Origin of the sequence: Aromatoleum bremense (assembly GCF_017894365.1) — a bacterium.
In the GTDB taxonomy this organism is placed as follows: Bacteria; Pseudomonadota; Gammaproteobacteria; order Burkholderiales; family Rhodocyclaceae; genus Aromatoleum; species Aromatoleum bremense.
The window spans coordinates 3,935,250-3,960,549 of record NZ_CP059467.1 but is presented as its reverse complement, the minus strand read 5'-3'; the positions used below and the strand labels follow the sequence as shown (position 1 = coordinate 3,960,549).

Here is a 25,300-nt window from a genome sequence, read left to right as displayed (position 1 = left end):
AATGGCGGACGGCTCCCGCAAGGCATACGCTTCCTCCCAGCCTGGAGCGACATCCGCTCCGCATTCGAGGATGGAAGGAACATGCCCTCACAACGTCAAAAGCAGTTCTCTGTTCTGGTGATGAGCACCGCGGCATTCACGATGTGCTTTGCCGCATGGATGCTGTTCGCCGTAATCGGGATCCCGATCAAGGCGCAGTTGGGCCTCAACGAAACCCAGTTCGGCCTGCTCGCGGCAACCCCCGTGCTGACCGGGTCGCTGGTGCGTCTGCCGCTGGGGCTGCTGACCGACAAGTTCGGCGGCCGGGTGGTGTTCTTCCTGCTGATGCTGGCAACGGTCGTGCCGATCTACCTGATCGGCGAGGCGACGCAATACTGGCAGTTCCTGGTGGCCGGCCTCTTCGTCGGCCTCGTCGGTGGCTCGTTCTCGGTCGGCATCGCGTACTGCGCGCGCTGGTTCGAGCGCAAGAACCAGGGCTTCGCGATGGGCGTGTTCGGAGCTGGCAACTCGGGGGCCGCGCTGACGAAGTTCGTCGCCCCGGCGCTGGTCGTCGCCTACGGCTGGCAGTTCGTGCCGAAGGCGTTCGCCACGGCGATGCTGATCATCGCGATCGCGTTCTGGTTCTTCACCTACGACGACCCGAAGCACCGCGTCTCGTCGAGCGTGAAGTTCTCCGACCAGTTGCGCGTGCTGAAAAATCCGCGCGTGTGGAAATACTGCCAGTACTACTCGATCGTTTTCGGCGGCTATGTCGCGCTGGCGCTGTGGATGACGAAATATTACGTCGGGGAATTCGGCCTCGGCCTCGAGACGGCGGCGCTGCTCGCGGCCTGCTTCTCCCTGCCCGGCGGCGTGCTGCGCGCGGTCGGCGGCTGGTTCTCGGACCGCTTCGGCGCGCACAAGGTCACCTGGTGGGTGATGTGGGTGTCCTGGGTGTGCCTGTTCCTGCTGTCCTACCCGCACACCGAATTCACGGTCATGACGATGGCCGGGCCGAAGACGTTCGCGATCCACCACAACATCTGGTTCTTCACCGTGCTGATGTTCACCGTCGGCGTGGCCTGGGCGTTCGGCAAGGCATCGGTGTTCAAGTACATCTCGGACGAGTTCCCGCATGACATCGGCGCGGTGTCGGGAATCGTCGGCCTCGTCGGCGGACTGGGCGGCTTCCTGCTGCCGATCATGTTCGGCGCGCTGCTCGACCTGACCGGCGTGCGCTCGAGCGCGTTCATGCTGCTCTACGGCGTCACCTGGGTTTCGCTGATCTGGATGTACTGGACCGAAGTGCGCCGCACCGACGTGATGCACGGCGGCGAGGCGGATGTGCTGCACGGCGGCACGGCGGCCGTGGCCGCAACGAAGTGAACGAACCCCTGAAACAGGAGTAATTCCATGTCACCTGCAAAACTGCGTCCGATTACCGCGACTCCGGGAGCCGCCGGCGGCACCGCCGGCGTACGTCCGGGAGAGCACCAGCGCGGTCCCGACATCGCCGAATGGCATCCCGAGGATGCGCAGTTCTGGGCACGCGAAGGCAGCCGCATTGCGAACCGCAACCTGTGGATCTCGATCCCCAGCCTGCTCTGTGGCTTCGCCGTCTGGCTGATGTGGGGCATCATCACGGTGCAAATGGCCAACGCCGGCTTCCCGTTCGCGCCCGACCAGCTCTTTTCCATCGCCGCCATTTCCGGTCTTTCGGGCGCCACGCTGCGCATCCCGGCGTCGTTCTTCATCCGCATCTGCGGCGGCCGCAACACGGTGTGGCTGACGACCGCGCTGCTGATCATCCCGGCCATCGGTACCGGCATCGCGCTGCAGGACAAGAACACGCCGCTGTGGGTGTTCCAGTTGATGGCCCTGCTGTCCGGCATCGGCGGCGGCAACTTCGCCTGCTCGATGGCCAACATCAGCACCTTCTACCCGAAGCGCCTGCAGGGCACGGCGCTCGGGCTCAATGCCGGTCTGGGCAATTTCGGCGTCACGACCTCGCAGCTGCTGATTCCCGCGGTGATGACGCTGGGCCTGTTCGGTGCGATCGGCGGCGATGCGATTCCGCTGGTGAAGGATTCGGCCACGCTGATCGGCAAGATCGCTGCCGGCACGCCGACCTACGTCCAGAACGCCGGCTTCGTGTGGCTGCTGCTGCTGGTGCCGCTTGCCGTCGTGGGCTGGTTCGGCATGAACAACCTACTCGTCGTGTCGCCCAACATCGGCTCTACCGCCGCCGCGCTGGGCAAGATCCTGATGCTGTACACGCTGGCGCTGGTCGTCGCCGGCATCGGCCTGTATCTCTACCTGCCGGCTCCGACCGGCTCGGGCCTGCTGGCGGGTAACGGCATGTGGATCGTGCTGCCGCTGGTGATCTTCGGCACGCTGTTCGCGATGAAGCTGGTCGCGACCGGCGACATGAAGACCAACCTGAACAAGCAGTTCGGCATCTTCCGCAACAAGCACACCTGGTCGATGACGGCGCTCTATGTCGTCACCTTCGGCTCGTTCATCGGCTTTTCGATGGCGCTGCCGCTGTCGATCACGGTGATCTTCGGCAACACGCACGTGCTCGATGCCGCCACCAACACCTGGGTGCACGCGAAAAACCCGAATGCCCCGTCGGCGTTGATGTATGCGTGGATCGGCCCGTTCGTCGGCGCCCTTATCCGTCCGGTGGGCGGCTGGATCTCCGACAAGCTGGGCGGCTCCATCGTTACCCAGGTGATCTCGATCGTGCTCGTGGCCACCTCCGCAGTGACCGGCTACGTGATGCACCTGGCCTACCAGTCGGCGACGCCGGAGAGCTACTTCCTGGCCTTCATGCTGCTGTTCATCCTGCTGTTCGCCGCGTCCGGCATCGGCAACGGCTCGACGTTCCGCACCGTCGGCTTCGTGTTCGACCGCGATCAGGCCGGCCCGGTGCTGGGCTGGACCTCGGCAGTGGCGGCCTATGGATCCTTCATCGCGCCGGTGGTGATCGGCGGCCAGATCAAGGCCGGCACGCCGGAGAACGCGATGTACGGCTTCGCGGTGTTCTACGCGCTGTGCGTGGTCATCAACTGGTGGTTCTACCTGCGCAAGAACGCCTACATCCGCAACCCCTGATTCCCGTCTTTTTCAAGAACGAACCGCTAACGCAACCCGGATTCACAGGAGCAAGCAATGAGTCATTTTCTCGACCGCCTGAAGTTCTTCGACAAGGTCAAGGACACGTTCGCCGGCGGCCACGGCATCGTCACGAACGAAGATCGCAACTGGGAAGACGCCTACCGCAACCGGTGGCGTCACGACAAGGTCGTGCGCTCGACGCACGGCGTGAACTGCACCGGTGGCTGTTCGTGGAAGATCTTCGTCAAGAACGGCCTGGTGTCGTTCGAGATGCAGCAGACCGACTACCCGCGCACGCGTGAAGACCTGCCGAACCACGAACCCCGTGGTTGCCAGCGCGGCGCGTCGTTCTCGTGGTACCTCTATTCGCCGCACCGCATCAAGCACCCGATGATCCGCGCGCGGTTGCTCGATCTGTATCGTGCCGAGCGCAAGACCGGCAAGGATCCGGTCGAAGCCTGGGCCGCGATCCAGGCCGACAACGCCAAGCGCGACAAGTACATCAAGGTGCGCGGCCTGGGCGGCTTCGTGCGCACCGACTGGCAGGAAGTCAACGAAATCATCGCCGCGGCGAACATCTACACGATCAAGAAGTGGGGTCCGGACCGCATCTACGGTTTCTCGCCGATCCCGGCGATGTCGATGATCTCGTACGCGGCGGGCGCGCGTTACCTGTCGCTGATCGGCGCCGCCTGCGGTTCGTTCTACGACTGGTACTGTGACCTGCCGGCGGCGAGCCCGCAGACCTGGGGCGAGCAGACCGACGTGCCGGAAGCGGCCGACTGGTACAACTCGACGTATCTCATCATCACCGGCGCAAACCTGCCGATGACGCGTACCCCGGACGCGCACTTCGCGACCGAAGTCCGCTACAAGGGCACGAAGATCGTGTCGATGGCGCCGGACTACGCCGAGTACGTGAAGTTCGCCGACCTGTGGATGCCCGTCAAGCAGGGCACCGACGCGGCCGCCTTCCTCGCGATGGGTCACGTCGCACTGAAGGAATACTTCATCGATCGCCAGGAGCCCTACTTCGCCGAATACGCGCGCAAGTACACCGACCTGCCGATGCAGGTGATCCTGCGTCCGTACGGTGACGGCTACGTGTCGGACCGCAACCTGCGGGCGATCGACTTCGAAGGCAGTCTCGGCGAAGCGAACAACCCCGACTGGAAGACGATCGTCTACGACGCGCGCACCAAGACGTATGTCGCGCCGAACGGCTCGATCGGCTTCCGCTGGGGCGAGGAAGGCAAGTGGAACCTGCTGGCGAAGAACGCCGCGACGCAGGACGAGATCGAGGCCGAGTTGTCGTGCATTAATGCCAGCGACGACGTCGTGTCGGTCGGTTTCCCGCACTTCCAGCCCGGCGAACCGGGCCTGCTGTACCGCAACGTCCCGGTGCGCAAGCTGACGCTCGCCTCCGGCGAGAGCGTCTATGTCACCTCGGTGTTCGACATGCAGGTGGCGCAGTACGGCATCGACCGCGGTCTCGGCGGCGCCAACGTCGCCCGTTCGTACGACGACGCGTCGGTTGCCTACACGCCCGCGTGGGCGGCGAAGGTCACCGGCGTCAAGGCGGCGGACATCGAGCGCACCGGCCGCGAATTCGCCGACAACGCGTCGAAGACGCGCGGCAAGTCGATGATCATCATGGGCGCGGCGATCAACCACTGGTACCACAACGACATGCAGTACCGGTCGATCATGAACCTGCTGCACATGTGCGGCTGCGTCGGCCAGAGCGGCGGCGGCTGGGCGCACTACGTCGGCCAGGAAAAGCTGCGGCCGCAGGCTGGCTGGGCGCCGATCGCGTTCGCGACCGACTGGCAGCGTCCGCCGCGCCACCAGAACTCGACGTCGTACTGGTACTTCCACACCGACCAGTGGCGCTACGAGACGGTCGACGCCGACGAGCTGCTGCAGCCGGCTGCGAAGGGCAAGTACAAGGGCTACAAGCTTGCCGACTACAACGTCGTCGCCGCACGCCTGGGCTGGCTGCCGTCGGCGCCGCACTTCAACCGCAACCCGCTCGAGCTCGTCGCCGCGGCCGAGAAGGCCGGCGCGACCGATGAGGCCGGTGTCGCGCAGTACATCGTCGATGAGCTGAAATCCGGCAAGCTCGACGTCGCGTTCGCCGATCCGGACGCACCGGAAAACTGGCCGCGCAACCTCTTCGTCTGGCGCGCGAACCTCATCGGCTCGTCGGCGAAGGGCCACGAGTACTTCCTCAAGCACCTGCTGGGCGCGCAGAACGGCGTGCTGCAGGAAGGCGGCGACGGCGCCGGCACGAAGGAAGTGAAGTGGCACGGCGACGCTCCGGTCGGCAAGCTCGACCTGATGGTGGACATCAACTTCCGTCTCAACTCGACCGGCGCCTACTCGGACATCATCCTGCCGACGGCGACGTGGTACGAGAAGAACGACCTCAACACCACCGACATGCACCCGTTCATCCACCCGCTGTCGGAAGCCGTGACGCCGGGCTGGGAGTCGAAGTCCGACTGGCAGATCTTCAGGACGATCGCGAAGACGTTCTCCGACCTCGCGGAGAAGCACCTCGGCGTCGTCAAGGACATCGTTGCGCTGCCGATGCAGCACGACTCGCCGTTCGAACTGGCGCAGCCGATGGGCGGCATCAAGGACTGGAAGCGCGGCGAATGCGAGCCGGTTCCGGGCAAGACACTGCCGCTGCTCAAGCTCGTCGAGCGTGATTTCGCCAACACCTACCGGAAATACATCGCGCTCGGCCCGCTGATGACGAAGATCGGCAACAACGTCAAGGGCATCGACTGGAACACCGAGCAGGAGTACGAAGAGCTCAAGAAGTGCAACTACACCGTGAAGCTGCCCGGCATCTCGTTCGGCATGCCTTCGCTGGAAGAAGACATTTCGGTCTGCGATGCGGTGATGCGCATGGCCCCCGAAACCAACGGTGAAGTCGCGCACAAGTCGTGGTCGGCGCTGTCGAAAAAGACCGGTATCGATCACCACCACCTGTACGCCGGCCGTCACGAGGACAAGATCACGTTCCGCGACATCCAGGCCCAGCCGCGCAAGATCATCACCGCGCCGACGTGGTCCGGGATCGAATCGGAGACGGTCAGCTACACCGCTGGCTACACGAACATCCACGAGCACATCCCGTTCCGCACGCTGACCGGCCGCGCACACTTCTACCAGGATCACGAGTGGTTCCTCGACTTCGGCGAAGGTTTCTGCGCGTTCCGTCCGCCGGTCGACATGAAGGCGCAGAACGTGATCCCCGATTCGGTGCGCCGCAAGCCGCACCTGACGCTGTCGTGGATCACCCCGCACTCGAAGTGGGGTATCCACTCGTCGTACCAGGACAACCTGCGCATGCTGTCGCTGTTCCGTGGCGGCCCGTACGTGTGGGTGTCGGAAGACGACGCGAAGGAAATCGGCCTCAAGGACAACGACTGGGTCGAGGCGATCAACGCGAACGGCGCGACGATGGCCCGGGCGGTGGTGTCGCAGCGCGTACCGCGCGGCATGGCGCTGATGTATCACGCACAGGAAAAGACGGTGAACGTCCCCGGCTCGCCTTCCACCGGCAAGCGCGGCGGCATCCTCAACTCCGTGACGCGCGTAATCGTCAAGCCGACCAACATGGTCGGCGGCTACGCCCAGCTCGCGTACAGCTTCAACTACTACGGCACCGTCGGTTGCCAGCGTGACGAGGTGGTGGTGCTGCACAAGGTCGCCGATCAGGACATCGACTGGCTTGAACGGCCGCTGACCGCTGAGCGGGAAGAACAACGCAATCCGGTCGGAGTCGGACCCCGGTGAATTCGTAGCTCGGGCGTAGGGCGGATGAGCCGCGTAGCGGCGCTATCCGCCGCATGACGGGCATGGCCCCGCGGCGGAAGGCGCTTCGCTTTTCCGCCCTACCTCACCTGCGACGAAATAGCCCGCATCCGGCCAACAAGGCAAAAGGAACTGGAGATATAAATGAAAATACGCGCGCAATTCGCGATGGTGTTCAACCTGGACAAGTGCATCGGTTGCCATACCTGCTCGGTGACCTGCAAGAACGTCTGGTCGAACCGCAAGGGCATCGAATACGCCTGGTTCAACAACGTTGAATCCAAGCCCGGCATCGGCTACCCGAAGCAGTGGGAAAACCAGGAAAAGTGGAAAGGCGGCTGGGAGAAGGTCAACGGCAAGCTCGAACTGAAGGCCGGCGGCCGGCTGAAGAAGATCGTGCAGATTTTCGCCAACCCGAACATGCCGGAGATCGACGACTACTACGAGCCCTTCACCTACGATTACGCCCGGCTGCAGAACGCGCCGCTGTCGGAAGCCACGCCGACCGCTCGCCCGGTGTCGCAGATCACCGGCCAGAAGATGGACAAGATCACCTGGGGGCCGAACTGGGAAGACGACCTCGCCGGCGAATTCGCCGCGCGCGCGCAGGACGCCAACTTCGCGAACATGCAGAAGGAGATGTACAAGCAATTCGAGAACACCTTCCACCTGTACCTGCCGCGCATCTGCAATCACTGCATCAACCCCGCCTGTGTCGCGTCCTGCCCGTCCGGCGCGATGTACAAGCGCGAGGAAGACGGCATCGTGCTCGCCGACCAGGACCGCTGCCGCGGCTGGCGGATGTGCATCTCCGGCTGCCCGTACAAGAAAGTGTTCTTCAACTGGGAATCGTCGAAGGCCGAAAAGTGCATCGGCTGCTACCCGCGCGTCGAATCCGGCCTGCCGACCGTGTGCTCGGAATCCTGCGTCGGCCGCATCCGTTACAACGGCATCATCCTCTATGATGCCGACAAGCTGCTGGACGCCGCTTCGACCAACAACGAGCAGGACCTGTACAAAGCCCACCTCGATCTCTTCGTCGACCCGTACGATCCGACCATCATCGCGCAGGCGCTGAGGGACGGCGTGCCGCAAACCTGGATCGACGCCGCGCAGAAATCCCCGATCTACAAGATGGCGGTCGAGTGGAAGATCGCGTTCCCGCTGCACCCCGAGTTCCGCACGCTGCCGATGATCTGGTATGTGCCGCCGCTCTCGCCGGTGCAGTCGCAGATCGACCAGAAGAAGCTGCCGACCGAAGCCGACGGCGTGATCCCGAAGGCCGAAGCGATGCGTCTGCCGGTGCAGTACCTCGCGAACCTGCTGACCGCGGGCAAGACCGAATACATCACGGGGGCACTCAACCGCCTGCTGGCGATGCGCTCCTACATGCGCTCGATCCATGTCGAAGGCAAGCCGGACGTCGGACCGCTGACGCGCGCCGGCATCGACGAGAACATCGCGAAGGAGATGTACCGCTATCTGGCGATCGCGAACTACGAGGACCGCTTCGTCGTGCCGACTGCGCACGAGGAAATCCGCCTCGACGACTACCATGGCTTCCAGGGCCAGAACGGTTTCACGTTCGGTAACGATTCCTCGACCGGCATGACGCGCAACTCGCTGTTCCCGGAGCGCCGCAAGGAGAGCGCCGAGTCGCGCGAACCCGCCCCGCTCGCCGGCCCGCGCGACTAAAGGAGATGACGATGAAAATTTTCAGACTGCTTTCCGCCCTCCTCGACTACCCGAACGACGAGTTCCTCGCGGCGCTGCGCGAAATGGCTGGCAATGACGTCCACGCCTTCGTCAATGGTCTCGACGAAGAAAACGTCCTCGACGCCGACGAAGCGGGCCAGGTTGCGGAATTCATCACCGCGATGCTTGCTGCCGAGCCGCTCGAACTGCAGGGCAACTATGTCCAGTGCTTCGATCTCACCGCCGAGCACAGCCTGCACCTGACCCACCACCTGTTCGGCGAGGAGAAGACGCGCGGACCCGCCCTGATCGATCTGGGCGAGTTCTACCGCAGCTACGGGCTGAAGGTCGACGAGAAGGAACTGCCGGACTACCTGCCGGTGATGCTCGAGTTCGTATCGACGATCGGGCTCGACGAGGCGCGGGTGTTCCTCGCCGACGTCGCGAAGGTGCTGAAAGTGCTCGCCGACAACCTGGAAAAATCCGGCAGCGATCACGCGAAGCTGGTCCGGATCATCGAGAAACAGGGCAGCCTCGCTCGCCTGGCCGCCTGAGGAGATACCATGAATCTGCAAAACTTCTTTTTCGGGGTGTACCCCTACATCGCGCTGACGGTGTTCATTGTCGGAAGCTGGATCCGTTACGACAACGAGCAATACACGTGGAAGACCGACTCGTCGCTGCTGCTGTCCAAGCGCTACATGTGGGTCGCGAGCAACCTGTTCCACGTCGGCATCCTGGCCATCTTCGGCGGCCATTTCGCCGGCCTGGTGCTGCCCCATGCGATGTGGATCGCGCTCGGCTTCTCCGATCTCGACCACCAGTGGCTCGCGATCGTCGCCGGCAGCGTGTTCGGCACGATGTGCCTGATCGGCGGCAGCATCCTATGGTTGCGCCGCATGTTCAACGCGCGCGTGCGTGCGGCGAGCCGTACGATGGACGTCTTCATCATCACTTGGCTGATGATCACGCTGCTGCTGGGCTTGTCCACGCTGCCGACCTCGATCGGCCATGCGAACCATGGCAACCCGGGCGTGATGCTGGCGCTGTCGGGCTGGGTGCAGAGCGTGCTGACGCTCAATCCGCAGCCGGCGCTGCTCGATAACGTCGAACCGGTGTTCCGCCTGCACATGTTCTTCGGCATGACGGTCTTCCTGCTGTTCCCGTTCTCGCGCCTCGTCCATATCTGGACCGCGCCGATCAACTATCTGGGTCGTGCCTACCAGATCGTGCGGACCAAGCGGCAGGTCAAGGCAGCCTGAATCCAGACAGTCTGGCTCTAAGTCGAAAGTAGTACCGGGCAGCACATTTTTGTGCTGCCCGCTCTTGCTCGAGAAGGACTTGCATCGTAGTCTGCTAGCCTTCTTTCGCAATGAGCGTTCATGCTGCGTCTGCGCAACAGTCTGGCCACCAAGATCACCGGCATTCTGCTGGTGTTTTTTCTCGTCGCACTCACCGCGATCGGCCTGACGCTGTTCATCTCCTGGCAACTCGAAGGGGCTGCCGCCGCGATCAACGATGCCGGCAGTCTGCGGATGCGAGCCTATCGCATCGACCACCTGCTGGCGCGCGGCTCGGCCGCGACCTCGAACGATCAGGTCGCCTTTGCCGCTTCCCTGAAATCTGAACTCGACGACTTCGAACGGGTGCTCGGCGAACTTCGCCGCGGCGACCCGCACCGGCCGCTTTTCATTCCGCGCGACAACGACATTCCCGCGGACCTCGACGACATGGCTGAATTCTGGTCATTGCATCTGCGCCCGGTGCTTACCGATCTGATTACCGTACCCGACCCCGTGCGCCGCCGCGCGGGTCTGCCCGAATTCGATCGCACCGTCAAAAACTTCGTCGCCGGGATCAACGAAGTCGTGCTCAAGATGGAGCGCAGCTACGCCCGCAATACCGATATCCTGCGCGCCTCGCAAGTGTCCCTGATCGCGCTGGCGATCATCGGTACGCTGGTTTTGATCCGTTTCTTTTTCGTGCTGGTGATCCAGCCGGTGTGCGAACTGCAGGACGGCATGAAGCGCATGGAGGAGGAGGATTTCAACGCCCGCGTACCGGTGCTCGCGAGCGATGAATTCGGCGAACTGTCGGAAGGCTTCAACCGCATGGCGGTCCACCTGCAGGGGCTCTACGCCACGCTCGGAGAGCGGGTCGCGGCAAAGACGCGCAGCCTTGAGGAAAAGAACCGCGAACTCGAAATCCTCTACGATATCGGCGCTTTTCTGCGTGAGCCCAATGACGTGGACAGCCTCTGCCGGGGCTTTTTGCGGCGCGTCCAGGGGACGTTCGGGGCCGCTGCGAGTTCGGTGCGCTTGCTCGACAGCGGCTCCGAGAATCTCTGCCTGACCGTGCACAACGGACTCGACCGCGATTTCATCGAACGCGAGGCGGTGCTCCAATGCGGCGAATGCCTGTGCGGCGAAGCGGTGAGGCGCGGGACATCACTGGTGTCCGAATTGAGCGCCCCGGATCCGTCCCTGACGCTGTGGGTATGCCGGCGGGCGGGTTTCCAGGTCATCACGGCCACGGCGGTTACCGCGAACAAACAGACCCTCGGCATCTACAATTTATATTTCGCCGACGCCCGGTCCCTTTCCGACTCCGACCGGCTGCTGCTCGAAACGCTGGGCCAGCAGTTGGGCATCGCGATCGAGAATCAGCGCCTGCAGGCGAGCGGGCGCGAACTGGCCGTGTCGGAGGAGCGCAACCTGCTCGCGCGCGAACTGCACGATTCGATTGCACAAGGTCTCGCCTTCATGAACTTGCAAGTGCAGATGCTGGAGGACGCGCTCGACCGCAATGAGGCCGGCCAAGCGCGCGACACGCTGGCGATGCTGCGCCAGGGCGTGCAGGAGAGCTATGACGACGTGCGCGAACTGCTGGTGCATTTCCGCACGCGCGTCGAAAAACAGGACTTGGGCCTGGCGATCACCGCGACCCTGCGACGCCTGGCCGAACAGACCGGCATCGCTACCGACCTCGACGTGCTGGGTGATGCGGCTCCGCTCGATGCGGAAGCCGAGACCCAGGTTCTCTATATCGTTCAGGAAGCGCTGTCGAACGTGCGCAAGCACGCGAATGCCCGATCCGTGAAAGTGGTGATCCGCCGCGGCGTCGACGGACTTTCGGTGGTCGTTCGCGACGACGGCGTCGGTTTCGATGAAACCGACCGCAGCACCGCGGCGCAGGAAGCCCACATCGGGCTCGAAATCATGAGGGAGCGGACGCTGCGCATCGGCGGGCGATTCTCGATACGTTCCGCACGCGGCAAAGGCACCGAAATCCGCGTCGAACTTTCCCGCACCAAAAAGGAAAGCCTCATCGATGCCTGATCCGATCCGCGTTCTCCTGGTCGACGACCACGCCCTTTTCCGCAGCGGTATCAAGTCGCTGCTGCAGCGCCATGCGGAGTTCGAAATCGTCGGCGAGGCCGGAGACGGCATGGAGGGGGTCAAGCGCGCCGGCCAACTCAAGCCCGATGTCGTGCTGCTCGACCTGCACATGCCCGGCCTGTCGGGGCGTGACGCCGCCGCGATGATGGCGGAAGAGTCGCCGGGTTCGCACGTCCTGATGCTCACGGTGTCGGAAGATGCCGAGGATCTCATCGAAACCTTGCGCGCGGGAGCCTGCGGCTATCTTCTCAAGAATATCGAGGCCGACGCGCTGATCGCGGCCATCAACAAGGCAGCCGCGGGCGAATCCGTGATCTCGCCGCAGATGATGGGGAAACTTCTGAAAGGCGTACGCGGCGAACTGCCGCCGAAAACCGCGGTCCAGACGGTGGTCGCATCGGAACTCAACAAGCTGTCCCCGCGCGAGCGCGAAATCCTCACTTTCATTGCGCGCGGGCAAAGCAACAAGGAAATCGCGCGCCAGCTCGAATTGGCTGAAAGTACCGTCAAGATCCACGTACAGAACATCCTGCGCAAACTCAACCTGACGAGTCGCGTGCAGGCCGCGGTTTTTGCCGTTGAACAGGGAATCGTGCAGGATTCCGAGGGCTGATGCGCAGTTGACGGAGAATCGATTGGAAACATCAGGCCCTTCACGTCTCACTATATTCGGTCGCGCGGTACTCCCTTTTGCGTTGATTCCGCCCTTCATGATCGTCTTGGCGATGCGCGATCACCCCGGGATCTACCGCGTGAACCCGGCGTCGTCGAATTGGGAATGGGCTGCGCTGCTGGTTTTTGCCGCCGAAATAGCCTCGGTCCACCTCTTCGCCGGAATGTTGCGTCTCACGACTCCCGTCGACAAACCGCGTCCGGCGCCCGGACAGGCTTACCTGATCGCCGCGCGCGCTGCGTCCCCGCTCTGGGCGTCGGCAATCGTCCTTGCGATTCCAAGCCTCGCCGCACTCGTCGCGGTGCATCTGCTCGCACATTTCGTCGCGCTGCGCACCCTTTATCGCGATATCCGCAGGGAGCTGCAAATCGGGGGCGATCTCGAGGCGCTGCACGTGACATACATGGTATACAGCGTCGCCGTGGTCCTCTGGATACCGCTCATGGTGATGATTTTCGTCTCCGTTGCACAAGCGTGAATTCCGATGGGTCGCGCCCGGTCAGGCGGCAGCAACGCCCACCCATACCCTGCCGAGCGCGGGCAAATTCTGCATCACCGGCGTCCTTGTCCTCGATCAAGGAACTCATTAGACACCTTCATTAGTACGTCGCACGAAGGAATATGACGTTTGTTGTAACAGCATGTTACTGTGCGCTCTGCCACTCTCCCGGCAAGAGAGCAGGCCTCAGCGAATATTGATCATCTTGTAGAACGGAGTCGACCACATGAGCCAGGATCAAAACCAGGATCAAAAGCTTGACGGCCAGCCGGACCCCGGCCGTCGAAAATTCCTCAATACCGCAGCATTTACCGGTCTTGCCGGGGCCGGGCTAGCGGTCGGACTGTCCGCGTGCAAACAGGAGCAGGCGCCGTCCGCCGCGCCCGCGGCTGCGGCGCCTGCCGAAGCCGCGCCTGCCCACGAGGTCGGCAAGTATGAAGTCGCGCCTGGTCAGCTCGATACCTATTATTCATTCTCGAGTGGCGGCCACTCGGGCGACGTGCGCATCTACGGTCTGCCGTCCGGGCGCCAGCTGAAAAGCATCCCGGTGTTCAACATGGACTGCATGGTCGGCTGGGGCATCACCAACGAATCGAAGGCGATCATCGGCACCAAGCCCGACGGCAGCGTGAAGTATCGGACCGGCGACACCCACCACGTGCACCCGTCGTATACCGACGGCACCTATGACGGCAAATACCTCTGGGTGAACGACAAGATCCACGGTCGGCTCGCCCGCGTGCGTCTTGACACGATGGAGTGCGACAAGATCACCGAGTTGCCAAACGTCCAGGGCTTTCACGGCACGTTCCCTGACAAGCGCGACCCGGTCGATCCCGCGATCAACCACACCACGCGCGTCTTCTGCGGCACGGAATTTTCGATTCCGCTGCCGAACGACGGGCACGGCCTCGACGACGTCGCCGCATACCGTTCGGTGTTTTCATGCGTCGACGCGGAATCGATGGAAGTACGCTGGCAGGTGCTGATCGACGGTAACTGCGACCTCGTCGCCGGTTCGTACGACGGCAAGCTTGCCTGCACGAACCAGTACAACATCGAAATGGGTGTCCACTACGAAGAAACGATGGCCGCCGAGTGGGATGCGTGCCTGTTCTTCAACATCGCGCGCATCGAGGAAGCAGTCAAGGCGGGGAAAGTCACCTACATCGGCGATTCCAAGGTCCCCGTGGTCGACGGCCTGAGGGCGTCGAACGCCGATCCGAAGACCGCGCTGACCTGCTACGTGCCGATTCCGAAGAACCCGCATGGTGTCAATATCAGCCCGGACGGAAAATACTACGCCTGCTCGGGCAAGCTTTCTCCGACAGCGACCGTGATCTCCCATGAGCAGATCCTGAAATGGTTTGAGGGCGGCGTGAAGGAAGCGCGCGAATGCGTCGTCGCCGAGCCGGAAATCGGCCTTGGCCCGCTGCACACCGGTTTCGACAACAAGGGCAATGCGTACACCACGCTGTTCCTTGACAGCCAGATCGTCAAGTGGAACGTCGAAGCAGCGATCAAGTCGTATCAAGGCGACAAGACCGCTACTCCGGTCGTCGACCGGATCGATGTGCACTACCAGCCGGGCCACGGCTTCACGTCGATGGGCGAGACCAAAGAGGCGGACGGCAAGTACTTCATCTCGGACAACAAGTTCTCCAAGGACCGCTTCCTGCCGGTCGGTCCGCTGCATCCGGAAACGGCACAGATGATCGACATCAGCGGCGACAAGATGATGCTGGTCGCCGACCATTCGGTGACGTCCGAACCACACGATTCGATCGTCATCCGGCGCGACATCATCAAGACGCGCCAGGTGTACACCCTCGACGAATTCCCGAACGCGGTGAAGGATCCGAAGGAATCCGGCGTGTTCCGCGAAGGCAAGAAAGTCACGGTCAAGCTGACGAGCCAGGCGCCCGCTTACAGCCTGCGCGAATTCAGGGTCAAGAAGGGTGACGAAGTGACGATCATCCTGACCAACCACGACAAGGTCGAGGACTTGACTCACGGCTTCGCCATCCCGAAGCACGACATCAATTTCGTCGTCAGCCCGCAGGAAACGAAGTCGGTCACGTTCATCGCCGACAAGCCCGGCGTGTACTGGTGCTACTGCACCCACTTCTGTCACGCGCTGCATCTGGAAATGCGCAGCCGCATGATCGTCGAGGCGTAAGCTTTCCGATCTTGCATGACCTGCCGGAGACTCGTCGTCTCCGGCAGTATCAATACTCCCACACGTCTGAACCGGAAGCGCGCTGGTGCTCGAGACCCCCGAACGAGCGTTGTTTTTCCTGGTATTTCAGCAGTCGTTAATTTATTAATTGACCAGGAACAATTACACAGGGAATAGGGTTTTTTACACTGCGCCCTAAACCCCTCCAAACGGTAAGCATCATGAAATTCCCCGCTGTATTTCGTAGCATCCTGCTGTCCCTCGCCCTGGTCCTGCCTGCATCCGTCGCCCTCGCCGACGCGTATGAGGCGAACCTTCCGGACGAACTCGGCACTTCGCCCAAGATGTGCGACTACGTGCCCTGTGCGGAAGTGTTGCCGGGCGCGACGTCCTTCTCGGAACGCAAGGGACAGCCGCCGTACGTCGAGGGTTACGCTGAAGAAAACGGCCAGAAGCGCAAGATCGGCTACGTGATGCTGTCGACCGACATCACCGATACCCCCGCGTACTCCGGCAAACCGGTCGTCACGCTGATTGGCATGGACACCGCGGGTCGCTTTACCGGCGTGAAGGTGCTGAAGCATTCCGAACCGATCCTCCTGCTCGGGATTCCGGAATCGGCACTGATCGGCTTCAACCAGCAATACCTCGGCAAGTTCGTCGGCGACAACATCGAGATCGGCCAGTCCCGTCCAGAGGAGAACCTCATCGGCCTCGACGCGATCTCCGGCGCGACGGTCACCGTGATCGCCCAGAACCAGGTGATGATGACCTCCGGGACGAACGTCGCCCGCCAGGTCGGCATCCTCAAGCCGACGGTGCGCGAACCGGCGAAGTTCGTCCAAACCGGCGTCAAGCCCGACTGGACGAAGCTGGTGAATGAAGGCAGCGTCCAACGCCTCGTCGTGACTCCGGAACAGGTCGGACTGCCGCGCGGCGGCAAGCCGTTCATCGATCTCTGGTTCGGGTACCTCAATCAGCCGGACGTCGGCCGCGCCGTTCTCGGCGACGGCCCGTGGCGCAGCCTGATGAGCCGCCTGAAGGAAGGCGAGCACGCACTGTTCGTGATTCGTGCCGGGGGGATCGAATCCTTCAAGGGCTCGGGTTTCGTCCGGGGCGGCATCTACGATCGCGTCCAGGTCCGCCAGGGCGCGGACTCCTTCACGTTCCGCGACCTCGACGCGGTCAATCTTTACGGTCTCGAAGCGGCCGGCGCACCGGCATTCAACGAGTCGTCGATTTTCATCATCCGCTCGAAAGCTTTCTCCGCAGCCTACCCGTGGAAATTCGTGTTCCTCGGCAACCGCGTCGACCGTGCGACCGGCACGCGCAGCTTTGTGAACTTCGACTCCGAATACTGGCTGCCGGAAATCTACCTCGAAGGCGGCCGCCCCGAAGTCATCAAGCCCGATGCGCCGTGGGTCCGCGTGTGGAAGGCGCGCGCCATCGAAATCGGCCTGTTTGCGGCGCTGCTGGTCGCCGTCGGCACGCTCTACGGGTTCCGCGACCGCCTCACCCGTCGTGCCAGCCGCAACAACAAGTGGCCGGTCAACATCTTCAAGTACAGCGCCTGGCTCATCAGCATCGGCTTTGTCGGATTCGGCCTGCTCGCGCAACCGTCGATCACGCAGGTGCTGACATGGTTCCACGCCCTGCTGTTCCAATGGACGTGGGAATTGTTCCTCACCGATCCGTTCATCTTCCTGTTCTGGATCTTCATCATCGTGACGGTGTTCATGTGGGGACGCGGGCTGTTCTGTGGCTGGCTGTGCCCGTTCGGTTCGCTGTCGGAATTGCTGTACAAGGTCGGCGGCGCGGTGGGGCTCAAGCGCTTCCAGTTCCACCTGTCGCGGAAGTGGCATGACCGTCTGAAGTGGGTGAAGTACGGAGTGTTTTTCAGCCTGCTCGCCGTGTCCTTCTTCTCGATGGGGCTCGCCGAGAAGCTCGCCGAAATCGAACCGTTCAAGACGACCTTCCTTGTCGGAATGTTCAACCGCAGCTGGCCCTATACGCTCTTCGCGGCCGGCCTGCTCGGCCTGTCGATTTTCACCGAGCGCCCCTTCTGCAAGTACCTGTGCCCGCTCGGCGCATCGCTCGCGATGCCGTCGACGTTCCGCTGGTTCGGCCTCGACCGCAAGCAGGAATGCAGCGGCTGCAAGGCCTGCGCGGTGGGCTGCGGCTCGCTGGCGATCGACGCGAATGGACGCATCGATCACCGCGAATGCCTGCACTGCCTCGATTGCATGGTGCTCTATACGGATTGCCATGCGTGTCCGCCGCTGTCGCAGGAACGCAAGCGCCGTACCAAGGCCGGCTTGCCGCTGACCCCGATCGGCACCGACGGTTACTATATTCCGATCAAGCCGGTGTCCGCCGACAAGGCGCAAGCGGCCTGATCGCTGCAAGATGTGGAGAGTCCGAAATGGTTAATCCGACAATGCCCACCGATCCCGCCAAGCCGCCTTACGCGGACCATGAAGGCGTGATCGGCCACCTTGCCGCAGAAATATGGGATCACCTCTGGCCGTGGAGCCGCGCCGGTTTCCAGCAGCAGCGCGCAGTCCAGGCCGCCGGCCTGGCCCTTGCCGTTGCCGCCAGCCTCGTCTGGGTGCTCGCGGCGATGGGCCAGCTTCACGCCGGTGCGGTCATCGGCTGGTGGTTCGGCTGGAGCGTGTTCGAAGTCGTCGTGCGCCTCGGCTCGAAGCCGTACGTCAAGGAAGGGCCGTGGTGGGGGCGGCGCTATCGTGTCGCGAACACGATGGACATGATCTGCTACGTCGGTTTCAAGAACCTCCTGATCGGCGCGGCTCTCTTCATTGCGCTGAAGTCGCTCGGCCTGCCTGTGCTGTGAGCCGGCCAAGAGTGCAATGAAGCTGCTTTTCGGAGCCCGCGCCGCGGCGCGGCTGGCACTGCTCGCGCTGTTCCTCGGCGGCTCGGCGCATGCGGCAACCTGGAAACTCATGCCGGGAGAACCGGTGCAGCCGGCAATCGACCGCGCTGCCGCGGGCGACACGATCACCCTCGCCCGCGGCCATTACCCAGGCGGACTGCGGATCGACAAGCCGCTCACGCTGCGCGGCATCGACCGCCCCACGCTCGACGCGGGCGGGGTCGGGGACGTCATCCGCATCACCGCACCGGACGTGACGATCGAAGGCCTCATCCTGTCGAACTCCGGGGACAAACTGGGCGAACAGAACGCGGGCATCTATATGAAAGCGGGCGCCGAGCGCGCGGTGGTGCGTAACTGCGACCTCACGTACAACCTGTTCGGAGTGTGGATCGAGGGCGTCAAGGACGTCGTGATCGAGGGGAACGTGATCACCGGCAAGCGCGATTACCGGTCCGCGAGCCGCGGCAACGGCATCCAGCTCTACAACACGACCGGGGCGAGAATCCGCAACAACCACGTCAGCTTCGTCCGCGACGGCATCTATGTCGACGTCTCCCACCATGCGGAATTCGTCGGCAATCGCATCCACGACGTCCGCTACGGGACGCATTACATGAATTCGAACGACAACCGCTGGGAGGACAACGAGTCCTATCACAACCGCGGCGGACTCGCGCTGATGATGGCGCGCCGGCAGATCGTCCGGAACAACCGCGCGTGGGGCAATTCCGACCACGGTATCATGCTGCGCACGCTGCAGGACTCGGTCGTCGAAGGCAACATCGTCGCCGGCAATCAGCGTGGTTTCTTCATCTACGACGCCGAATTCAATGTGCTGCGAAACAACCTCGTCGTCGACAACGTCGTCGGCACGCACCTGTGGGCTGGCTCGAAGCACAACCAGGTCGAGGGCAACGATTTCATCACGAATCGCGAGCAGGTCCGCTACGTCGCGGCGCGCGACGAATTGTGGGGCGTCAAGGACGGCAATTACTGGAGCAATTATCTTGGCTGGGACCGCAATGGCGACGGCCACGGCGACGTGCCGTACGAGGCCAACGACATGGTCGATCGCCTGTCCTGGCAGCACCCGATGATGAAACTTCTGCTCGCCAGCCCCGCGGTTCAGACGTTGCGTCTCGTCGGCCAGCAGTTCCCGCTGCTGCGCGCCCCGAGCATCGTCGACCCGAAGCCGCGCATGCGGCCAGAACACGAGAACTGGAGCAAATGGCGTGACAAGCACTACCCCGCCGCGCGCTGAGCGCAGCAGCGCCGGCCCGGCCGCGATCGTCGCGGTGCGTGGCGCGACCAGGCATTACGGTGCGGTTCATGCCGTTGACGGCGTCGACCTCGACGTCGGCCGCGGCGAGCTGTTCGGGCTGATCGGGCACAATGGCGCGGGCAAGAGCACGCTGTTCAAGATGATGCTCGGACTGGTCCCCCTGACCTCCGGCGACATCCGCATCGACGGCGCGCCGGTGAGCGGCGGCGGCTTTCGCGCCGTGCGGCGCAAGATCGGTTATCTGCCGGAAAACGTCGTGCTGTACGACAACCTCACCGGCCTCGAGACGCTGCAGTTCTTCGCCCGCCTCAAGCGCGTGCCGGCGAGCGCGTGCGCGCCGGTCCTCGAGCGCGTCGGCCTCATGCACGCGGCCAGGCGGCGCGTCCGGGAATACTCGAAAGGCATGCGCCAGCGGCTCGGCTTCGCGCAGGCCCTGCTCGGCCACCCGCAGCTCCTGTTCCTCGACGAGCCGACCAACGGCCTCGATCCCGAAGCGATCCGCGAGTTCTACCTGATCCTGCGCGGCCTCAAGGCCGACGGCGTGACGATGATCCTGACCTCGCACATCCTCGCCGAGATCCAGGAGCGGGTCGATCGGCTGGCGATCATGGCGGCCGGCAAGGTGCAAGCGATCGGCACGGTGCAGGCACTGCGCGAGAAGATGGACCTGCCGCTGTGGTTTCACGTGCGGCTGCCGCGGGCCGATTTCGAGCGCGTCCGCACGGTGCTGGGGCATCTGCCGGTCACCGCGGTCGAAGCGCGCGAGGATCACGTCGCCGTGCAATGCCGGCGCGACGCGAAGATGCTCGTGCTGCAGGCACTCGCGTCGCTCGGCGACAAGGTGCTCGACCTTCACGTCCACGAGCCGTCGCTCGAAGACGTGTTCTTCGGTTTTTCGGATTAGGCCCATGGAACTGCGACAGGTCGGCACGATCGCCGGCAAGGAATTCTGGGACCGCATCCGCAACCGCTGGGTGCTCGCGGTGGCACTCGTATTCACGGTGTTCGCGCTGGTGATCGCGTATTTCGGCGGCGCGCAGCAGGGCGCGGTCGGGTTTCGTTCGATCGGCGTGACGATCGCGAGTCTCGTGAGCCTCGTGATCTACCTGATCCCGCTGATCGCGCTAGTGCTCGGCTTCGATGCGATCGTCGGCGAGCGCGAGCGCGGTTCGCTCGACCTGCTGCTGTCGATGCCGATCACTCGCTTCGAGCTGCTGCTCGGCAAATATCTCGGCCTCGCGGCGGCGCTCGCTTTTTCGACGATTGCCGGCTTCGGCCTCGTTGCCGTCGTGCTGTCGGCGCAACTCGACCTCCCCGCGCTGTTCCATTATTTCGGCTTCATGGCGAGCTCGGTGCTGCTCGGAATGGCTTTTCTGAGCATCGCGGTAATGCTGTCGGTGTTCGCTGCCGACCGTACCCGCGCCTCCGGCCTCGCGATCGCGGCCTGGTTCTTCTTCGTGCTGGTGTTCGACTTGCTGCTGCTCGGCGCCCTGGTCGTCACGGGCGGCAGCTACGGCGGCGAGATTTTCCCGTACCTACTGCTGCTCAACCCCGCCGATGTGTTCCGCATCCTCAACATCTTCACGCTCGACGACGTCCGCACGCTGTACGGACTCGCCACCGTTTTCCCCCGCACGCTCGCAGAGCCCTGGCTGCTCGGCCTGGTGATGCTGGCATGGATCGTGACACCGCTCGCTGTCGCCACCTGGAGATTTCGCAAATGAACGCGCAAAGACGCCCGCACGCCAATCCGCTACGCAGCTCACTCGTACGCCACCTGCTCGTTGTCTGTTTTGCCGCGACCCTGCTCGCCGCGTGCGGGAAAACCAATGGGCCTGCTCCGCTCGTCCCGGTCGAGATCGACCGCAGCACCTCCTGCACGCTCGACGGCATGTTGCTCGCCGACTACCCGGGACCGAAAGCGCAGATTCACTACGCCGACCGCACTGAACCCGATTTCTTCTGCGACACGGTGGAAATGTTCGCGATCTACTTCAAGCCGGAGCAGGTGAGGCAGGTGCGCGCACTGTTTGTCCAGGACATGGGCAAGGCTGACTGGGCCGAACCGCGCGACCACTGGATCGACGCGAAAGCCGCTTGGTACGTCCACGGCAGCTCGCGTCACGGTTCGATGGGGCCGACGATCGCTTCGTTCGCGCTCGAAGGGGACGCGCAGAAATTCGCCACAGAGCATGGCGGCAAGGTCCTCGCATTTGCCGACGTCACGCCTGCCATGGCAATACTGGACGGCGGCGTGCTCCATGACCAGGGTATGTGACCATGGCGAATTTCTACGACGACTTTGAGCCTGAAGACGCGATCCAGCTCGAACAGCTCTCGCGCCTGATCTACGAACTGCGCGAGAACCGCAGCACCATCCTGAAAGGCTACGGCGTGGCGGACGAGATCGCGCTGCTCGAGCAGATCTACACCGGCGCGGTTCCGGAACATCCCGCCTATGAACACTACCTCGGTGCGCGCATCCTCTCCGACACCCGCGAGACGGTACGCGCGATGCTTGCTGAATGCCTGAAGGAGGTCGGTCGCAAATGAGCCTGCACATCGAACTCGCGGCAGCCATCGAAAAGGACTTCGGGGAACGGCTCGCAGTGCCCGTCGAGCAGAAACAGGACGCACTGATCGCGACCCTCGAAAACGGCGTCACGCTGACCATCCGCTACGCCGCGCCCGACGCCTATTCGCTGCGCTGGACATACGGCGACGCCGAAGCCGGTATCGACACCGCCCCGCTGCACCGCGACCTTGCAAGTTTTCCAAACCACCTTCACGACGCCGGCGGTCAGGTGCACGCCGATCCGGTGACGCGTCCCGACCGGGCTCCCGTCGATAACGTCGCACAACTGATTCACGCGCTGCTCGACAATCCCATGCTGGGAATCGAGAGCGAACCCTGAGCCGTGCGCCTGCCTGCAGGAGCGGGCGCACCCCGCTGCTGCAGCCAAAAAAAAGGGGGGGCGATTGGATCGCCCCTCATTTGCTGCCGGCCGTCACGCAGGGCGCGACGACCGTGGTTCCTCGTCGAACTCAGCTCGACTTTCCAACCATGTAATCGACGGCTGCCTTGACTTCCTCGTCGGTCAGCGAAGCACCGCCGCCGCGCGGGGGCATCATGCCTTTCGAGCCAGTGAAACCTTCGAGTGCGTGCTTGTAAAGGGTGTCCTTGCCCTGGGCGATACGCGGGCCCCAGTCGGCCTTGTCGCCCGGCTTCGGTGCGCCGGCCACACCTGCTGCATGGCACAGCGAACACGTCTTGTTATAGACGCTGGCCCCGTTTGCTGCCGACGCGACCGGTGCGGCCGGGGCTGCTGCGGGTGCTTCGGAAGCAGCCGGTGCTGCAGGAGCCGCCGGAGCTTCCGATGCAGGCGGAGTCACTGGCGCCTCGGGTGCGGCAGGGGCTGCTGCGGGTGCGGGGGTCGTCGCGGGGGCTGCAGGAACGTCGCTTTCCTTTTGTCCGCAGGCGGACAAAAGGGCGGCGAGCGATGCTGCAAGAATCACTGTGGATTTTCTCATTATAATCTCCTGTTATATGGGGATGAATATTTGCATTGCCCCGAATTAAAACCCGTGATCCTATCGTGTACGTATGCGATCCAGGTTGATGTAAATCAAGTCGGAAAATTCTATTCAAGCGCTCCAGTCGGGGCCTCGTCAACCCTACAACTTTTCCAGTCATCTCGCGCAATTGATGTGTATCGTGGAGTGAAAGCGCGTGGGACCGAAATTGATCCCGAACCGTTGTGAGCCTCCCGGATGAATGCCAGCCGCCTGCAACCGCAGCATATCCGTCCCGTGCAAATCGCCACGGCGGTGGGCGAGGGTTTGCGCGTATTCCTGTCGGCGCCGCTGATCAGCGTCGTGTACGCCGGAACTTTCATGCTTGCAGGCCTCGGACTGTTGGGCGCGCTGGCGAGCCTCGGGTTCGGCCCCATGGGACTACCGCTTATTGGCGGATTCATGCTCATCGCCCCAGGCCTGCTGGCCGGATTTTTTGCGATTTCAAGGGTGCGCCGCAGGGGTGGCAAACCGGGGATTCGAGACATCGCCGCCGGGTTTGTGAATACGCCGCGGGATCTTTGGGGCTTGATGCTGGTTTGCGGCTTCGTATTCGTGATCTGGATGACCGACGCCGGCATCCTGTACAGTTTCATGGTCGGTGACAACAGTTCCGGCTGGAGTTTGCTGCTTCCGCTGTCGGGCACTGTGCTGCGGTTTCATCTCGGGGTGTCGATCGCAGGAGGATTTTTCGCGCTGATCGTGTTCTTCGTCACCGCGTACGCGGTACCACTGCTGATCGAGCGCCGGGCCGGCCTCGTCGTTGCGGTCAATGCGAGCGTTCGTGCGGTTTTCCACAGCCTTGTCGCGAACATGCTGTGGGCTTTCGTCCTCGCGTCGACGATCATGCTGTCGATTGCGATACCCCTGCTCCTCACGGCGGCCCTTCCCGTGATGGCTTACGCCAGCGAATCGATCTACCGCAAGGTCTTCCCGACCGCGACGCCGACGCCCTCCTGATCGTCCGGCCGTTCGATTCGCCCACGGCGGGAGCCTGCACCGCGGTGAGGGCGGGGACCCCGTCCCCTTATCTCCCTCCAGCGGACCCGGAGCCTCACGCCCTGCCCCGCTTTCGTCCCCGCAGCACGCTCGTGACCATCGTCACGATGAACAGCAGCAACGCCAGGCCGTTCAGCACCCCTCCCAGCTGCCGCAGCGCGTACCACTCCCCAGCGCTTCCGGCGATGCGGGCCGCGAGCGACACGTGCAGCGCCGCGAGCGGCAAGTAAAACACCGGGTGATACGGAAGCTTTACCCTCGCAATCGCGGGGAAAATGATCGGCGCGTGGCCGAATACCATCGCGAACACGAACCCGAGTGCAATCGCATGCAGTGCGGCGTCGCGCATCGCAGCGCCCGGCGCGAAACCGTTCCCCAGACCCAACAGGGCTCCCGCCGCGAGCCACGCGTAACCCGACAGCAGACAGATCGCGATGAAGCGTGTCAGCCCCTTCTGGCGCGCGTTGTGACGCGCGATGTCGTAGCGCAGCAACCACGCGGCCAGGAAAAGCAGTCCGCCGGCAAAGATCGCCAGGCCGGCCTCCTCACGCCACAGCGTCGTCGCGGCGCCGCCCAGGACGACTGCGACCGCGACGCTGAAGAGCGGAGCCGCCGCAGGTCGCGAGGGCAAGAACCGTGTCAACTCCAGGCGCTCGCCGGCAATCGTCAGCACCAGGAATCCGAGCCACCACGGCACTGCGGCCTGAACATTGTTTTCGATCAGCCAGGCCAGATTACCGGCCAGCCAGCACAGCGCTCCAACCGCCAGCACGACGGTAAACAGCACTGTTTGCCGCCGCATCACCTGAACGCTGCCGAGGACGAGTATCAGCGCAGCCGCAACGAAAAACCCCTGCGCAAGCAGCGTGGGCGCCCCGGCGAGAAGGACGAATCCGCCCGTCCCCGCACAAGCGGGTGCGAGGTAGGCCCACATCCTTGCCAGAGCGACCGCGCGCTCGAGGCTGATCACCGTGCCGAAGAACGCGGCGATCATCAGCGCGCCGTGCAGGCCGGCCTGGGTCGCAGCAAAAACCGGCATGTCGAGCGCCAGTCGCGACAGCCCCGCCAGGACGCCTCCGACCAGCGAAAGCATTCCGAGCACGAGTAATGGAAGACGCGCGGGCGGGCGTAAATCCTGCATCATCGGGAACCTGGTTATTTTTTCTGGCGATGCCGGGAGCA

General features: G+C 63.3%; 21 protein-coding genes. 19 read left to right on the top strand and 2 right to left on the bottom strand.

The genetic code is table 11. From position 1 onward, the window contains the following. Positions 1-81: 81 nt before the first annotated feature. The 18 genes from pbN1_RS18715 (at position 82) to pbN1_RS18630 (ending at position 22,461) form a co-directional block, all read left to right on the top strand. Positions 82-1,365, top strand: coding sequence for an MFS transporter (locus tag pbN1_RS18715; RefSeq protein ID WP_169202354.1), 1,284 nt, complete (start codon positions 82-84; stop codon positions 1,363-1,365). A gap of 27 nt (positions 1,366-1,392) precedes the next feature. Beyond that, complete coding sequence (locus tag pbN1_RS18710; RefSeq protein WP_210147583.1) at positions 1,393-3,096, top strand: MFS transporter; 1,704 nt, start codon at positions 1,393-1,395, stop codon at positions 3,094-3,096. Between the two features lie 57 nt (positions 3,097-3,153). Further along, the gene (locus pbN1_RS18705) at positions 3,154-6,909 is read left to right on the top strand and encodes a nitrate reductase subunit alpha (protein ID WP_169202353.1); all 3,756 of its coding nucleotides are present in this window, start codon (positions 3,154-3,156) and stop codon (positions 6,907-6,909) included. A gap of 162 nt (positions 6,910-7,071) precedes the next feature. Further along, the gene (gene narH, locus pbN1_RS18700) at positions 7,072-8,622 is read left to right on the top strand and encodes a nitrate reductase subunit beta (protein WP_169202352.1); all 1,551 of its coding nucleotides are present in this window, start codon (positions 7,072-7,074) and stop codon (positions 8,620-8,622) included. Positions 8,623-8,633: 11 nt separating this feature from the next. Further along, positions 8,634-9,176, top strand: coding sequence for a nitrate reductase molybdenum cofactor assembly chaperone (gene narJ, locus pbN1_RS18695; RefSeq protein WP_169202351.1), 543 nt, complete (start codon positions 8,634-8,636; stop codon positions 9,174-9,176). Positions 9,177-9,185: 9 nt separating this feature from the next. Continuing rightward, a complete protein-coding gene (gene narI, locus pbN1_RS18690) occupies positions 9,186-9,884 on the top strand; it encodes a respiratory nitrate reductase subunit gamma (RefSeq protein WP_169202350.1) in 699 nt (232 codons plus the stop codon). A 120-nt stretch (positions 9,885-10,004) separates the two neighbouring features. Continuing rightward, positions 10,005-11,960, top strand: coding sequence for a type IV pili methyl-accepting chemotaxis transducer N-terminal domain-containing protein (locus pbN1_RS18685; protein WP_169202349.1), 1,956 nt, complete (start codon positions 10,005-10,007; stop codon positions 11,958-11,960). After that, positions 11,953-12,633, top strand: a complete 681-nt coding sequence (locus pbN1_RS18680) for a response regulator (RefSeq protein ID WP_169202348.1) — start codon at positions 11,953-11,955, stop codon at positions 12,631-12,633. Before pbN1_RS18685 ends, pbN1_RS18680 begins: the two co-directional genes overlap by 8 nt. Before the next feature lie 97 nt (positions 12,634-12,730). Continuing rightward, a complete protein-coding gene (locus tag pbN1_RS18675) occupies positions 12,731-13,171 on the top strand; it encodes a hypothetical protein (RefSeq protein WP_210147582.1) in 441 nt (146 codons plus the stop codon). 247 nt (positions 13,172-13,418) lie between these two features. Then, positions 13,419-15,371: a TAT-dependent nitrous-oxide reductase gene (gene nosZ, locus pbN1_RS18670; RefSeq protein ID WP_169202346.1), complete on the top strand. Its 1,953-nt coding sequence runs from the start codon at positions 13,419-13,421 to the stop codon at positions 15,369-15,371. A gap of 221 nt (positions 15,372-15,592) precedes the next feature. Further along, entirely contained in the window at positions 15,593-17,767 is a 2,175-nt protein-coding gene (locus tag pbN1_RS18665) for a NosR/NirI family protein (protein ID WP_169202345.1), read from the top strand. A gap of 26 nt (positions 17,768-17,793) precedes the next feature. Then, complete coding sequence (locus pbN1_RS18660; protein ID WP_169202344.1) at positions 17,794-18,222, top strand: transcription regulator; 429 nt, start codon at positions 17,794-17,796, stop codon at positions 18,220-18,222. 16 nt (positions 18,223-18,238) lie between these two features. Then, positions 18,239-19,525: a nitrous oxide reductase family maturation protein NosD gene (locus pbN1_RS18655; RefSeq protein WP_169202343.1), complete on the top strand. Its 1,287-nt coding sequence runs from the start codon at positions 18,239-18,241 to the stop codon at positions 19,523-19,525. A gap of 25 nt (positions 19,526-19,550) precedes the next feature. After that, positions 19,551-20,450 carry an ABC transporter ATP-binding protein gene (locus pbN1_RS18650; RefSeq protein ID WP_169202369.1) on the top strand — a complete coding sequence of 300 codons (900 nt, stop codon included), beginning with the start codon at positions 19,551-19,553 and terminating at the stop codon, positions 20,448-20,450. A gap of 4 nt (positions 20,451-20,454) precedes the next feature. Continuing rightward, complete coding sequence (locus pbN1_RS18645) at positions 20,455-21,270, top strand: ABC transporter permease (protein WP_169202342.1); 816 nt, start codon at positions 20,455-20,457, stop codon at positions 21,268-21,270. Next, a complete protein-coding gene (locus tag pbN1_RS18640) occupies positions 21,267-21,824 on the top strand; it encodes a nitrous oxide reductase accessory protein NosL (protein WP_169202341.1) in 558 nt (185 codons plus the stop codon). Before pbN1_RS18645 ends, pbN1_RS18640 begins: the two co-directional genes overlap by 4 nt. Positions 21,825-21,826: 2 nt before the next feature. Continuing rightward, positions 21,827-22,099, top strand: coding sequence for a hypothetical protein (locus tag pbN1_RS18635; protein WP_169202340.1), 273 nt, complete (start codon positions 21,827-21,829; stop codon positions 22,097-22,099). After that, a complete protein-coding gene (locus pbN1_RS18630; protein WP_169202339.1) occupies positions 22,096-22,461 on the top strand; it encodes a toxin-antitoxin system TumE family protein in 366 nt (121 codons plus the stop codon). Before pbN1_RS18635 ends, pbN1_RS18630 begins: the two co-directional genes overlap by 4 nt. Before the next feature lie 130 nt (positions 22,462-22,591). Here the strand turns inward: pbN1_RS18630 and pbN1_RS18625 are convergent, their stop codons facing one another. Then, complete coding sequence (locus pbN1_RS18625) at positions 22,592-23,077, bottom strand: c-type cytochrome (protein WP_169202338.1); 486 nt, start codon at positions 23,075-23,077, stop codon at positions 22,592-22,594. A 240-nt stretch (positions 23,078-23,317) separates the two neighbouring features. Here pbN1_RS18625 and pbN1_RS18620 point away from each other — a divergent pair, with 240 nt between their 5' ends. After that, positions 23,318-24,079, top strand: a complete 762-nt coding sequence (locus pbN1_RS18620) for a DUF2189 domain-containing protein (RefSeq protein ID WP_169202337.1) — start codon at positions 23,318-23,320, stop codon at positions 24,077-24,079. 94 nt (positions 24,080-24,173) lie between these two features. Here the strand turns inward: pbN1_RS18620 and pbN1_RS18615 are convergent, their stop codons facing one another. After that, positions 24,174-25,259: a hypothetical protein gene (locus tag pbN1_RS18615; protein WP_169202368.1), complete on the bottom strand. Its 1,086-nt coding sequence runs from the start codon at positions 25,257-25,259 to the stop codon at positions 24,174-24,176. Positions 25,260-25,300: the final 41 nt, after the last annotated feature.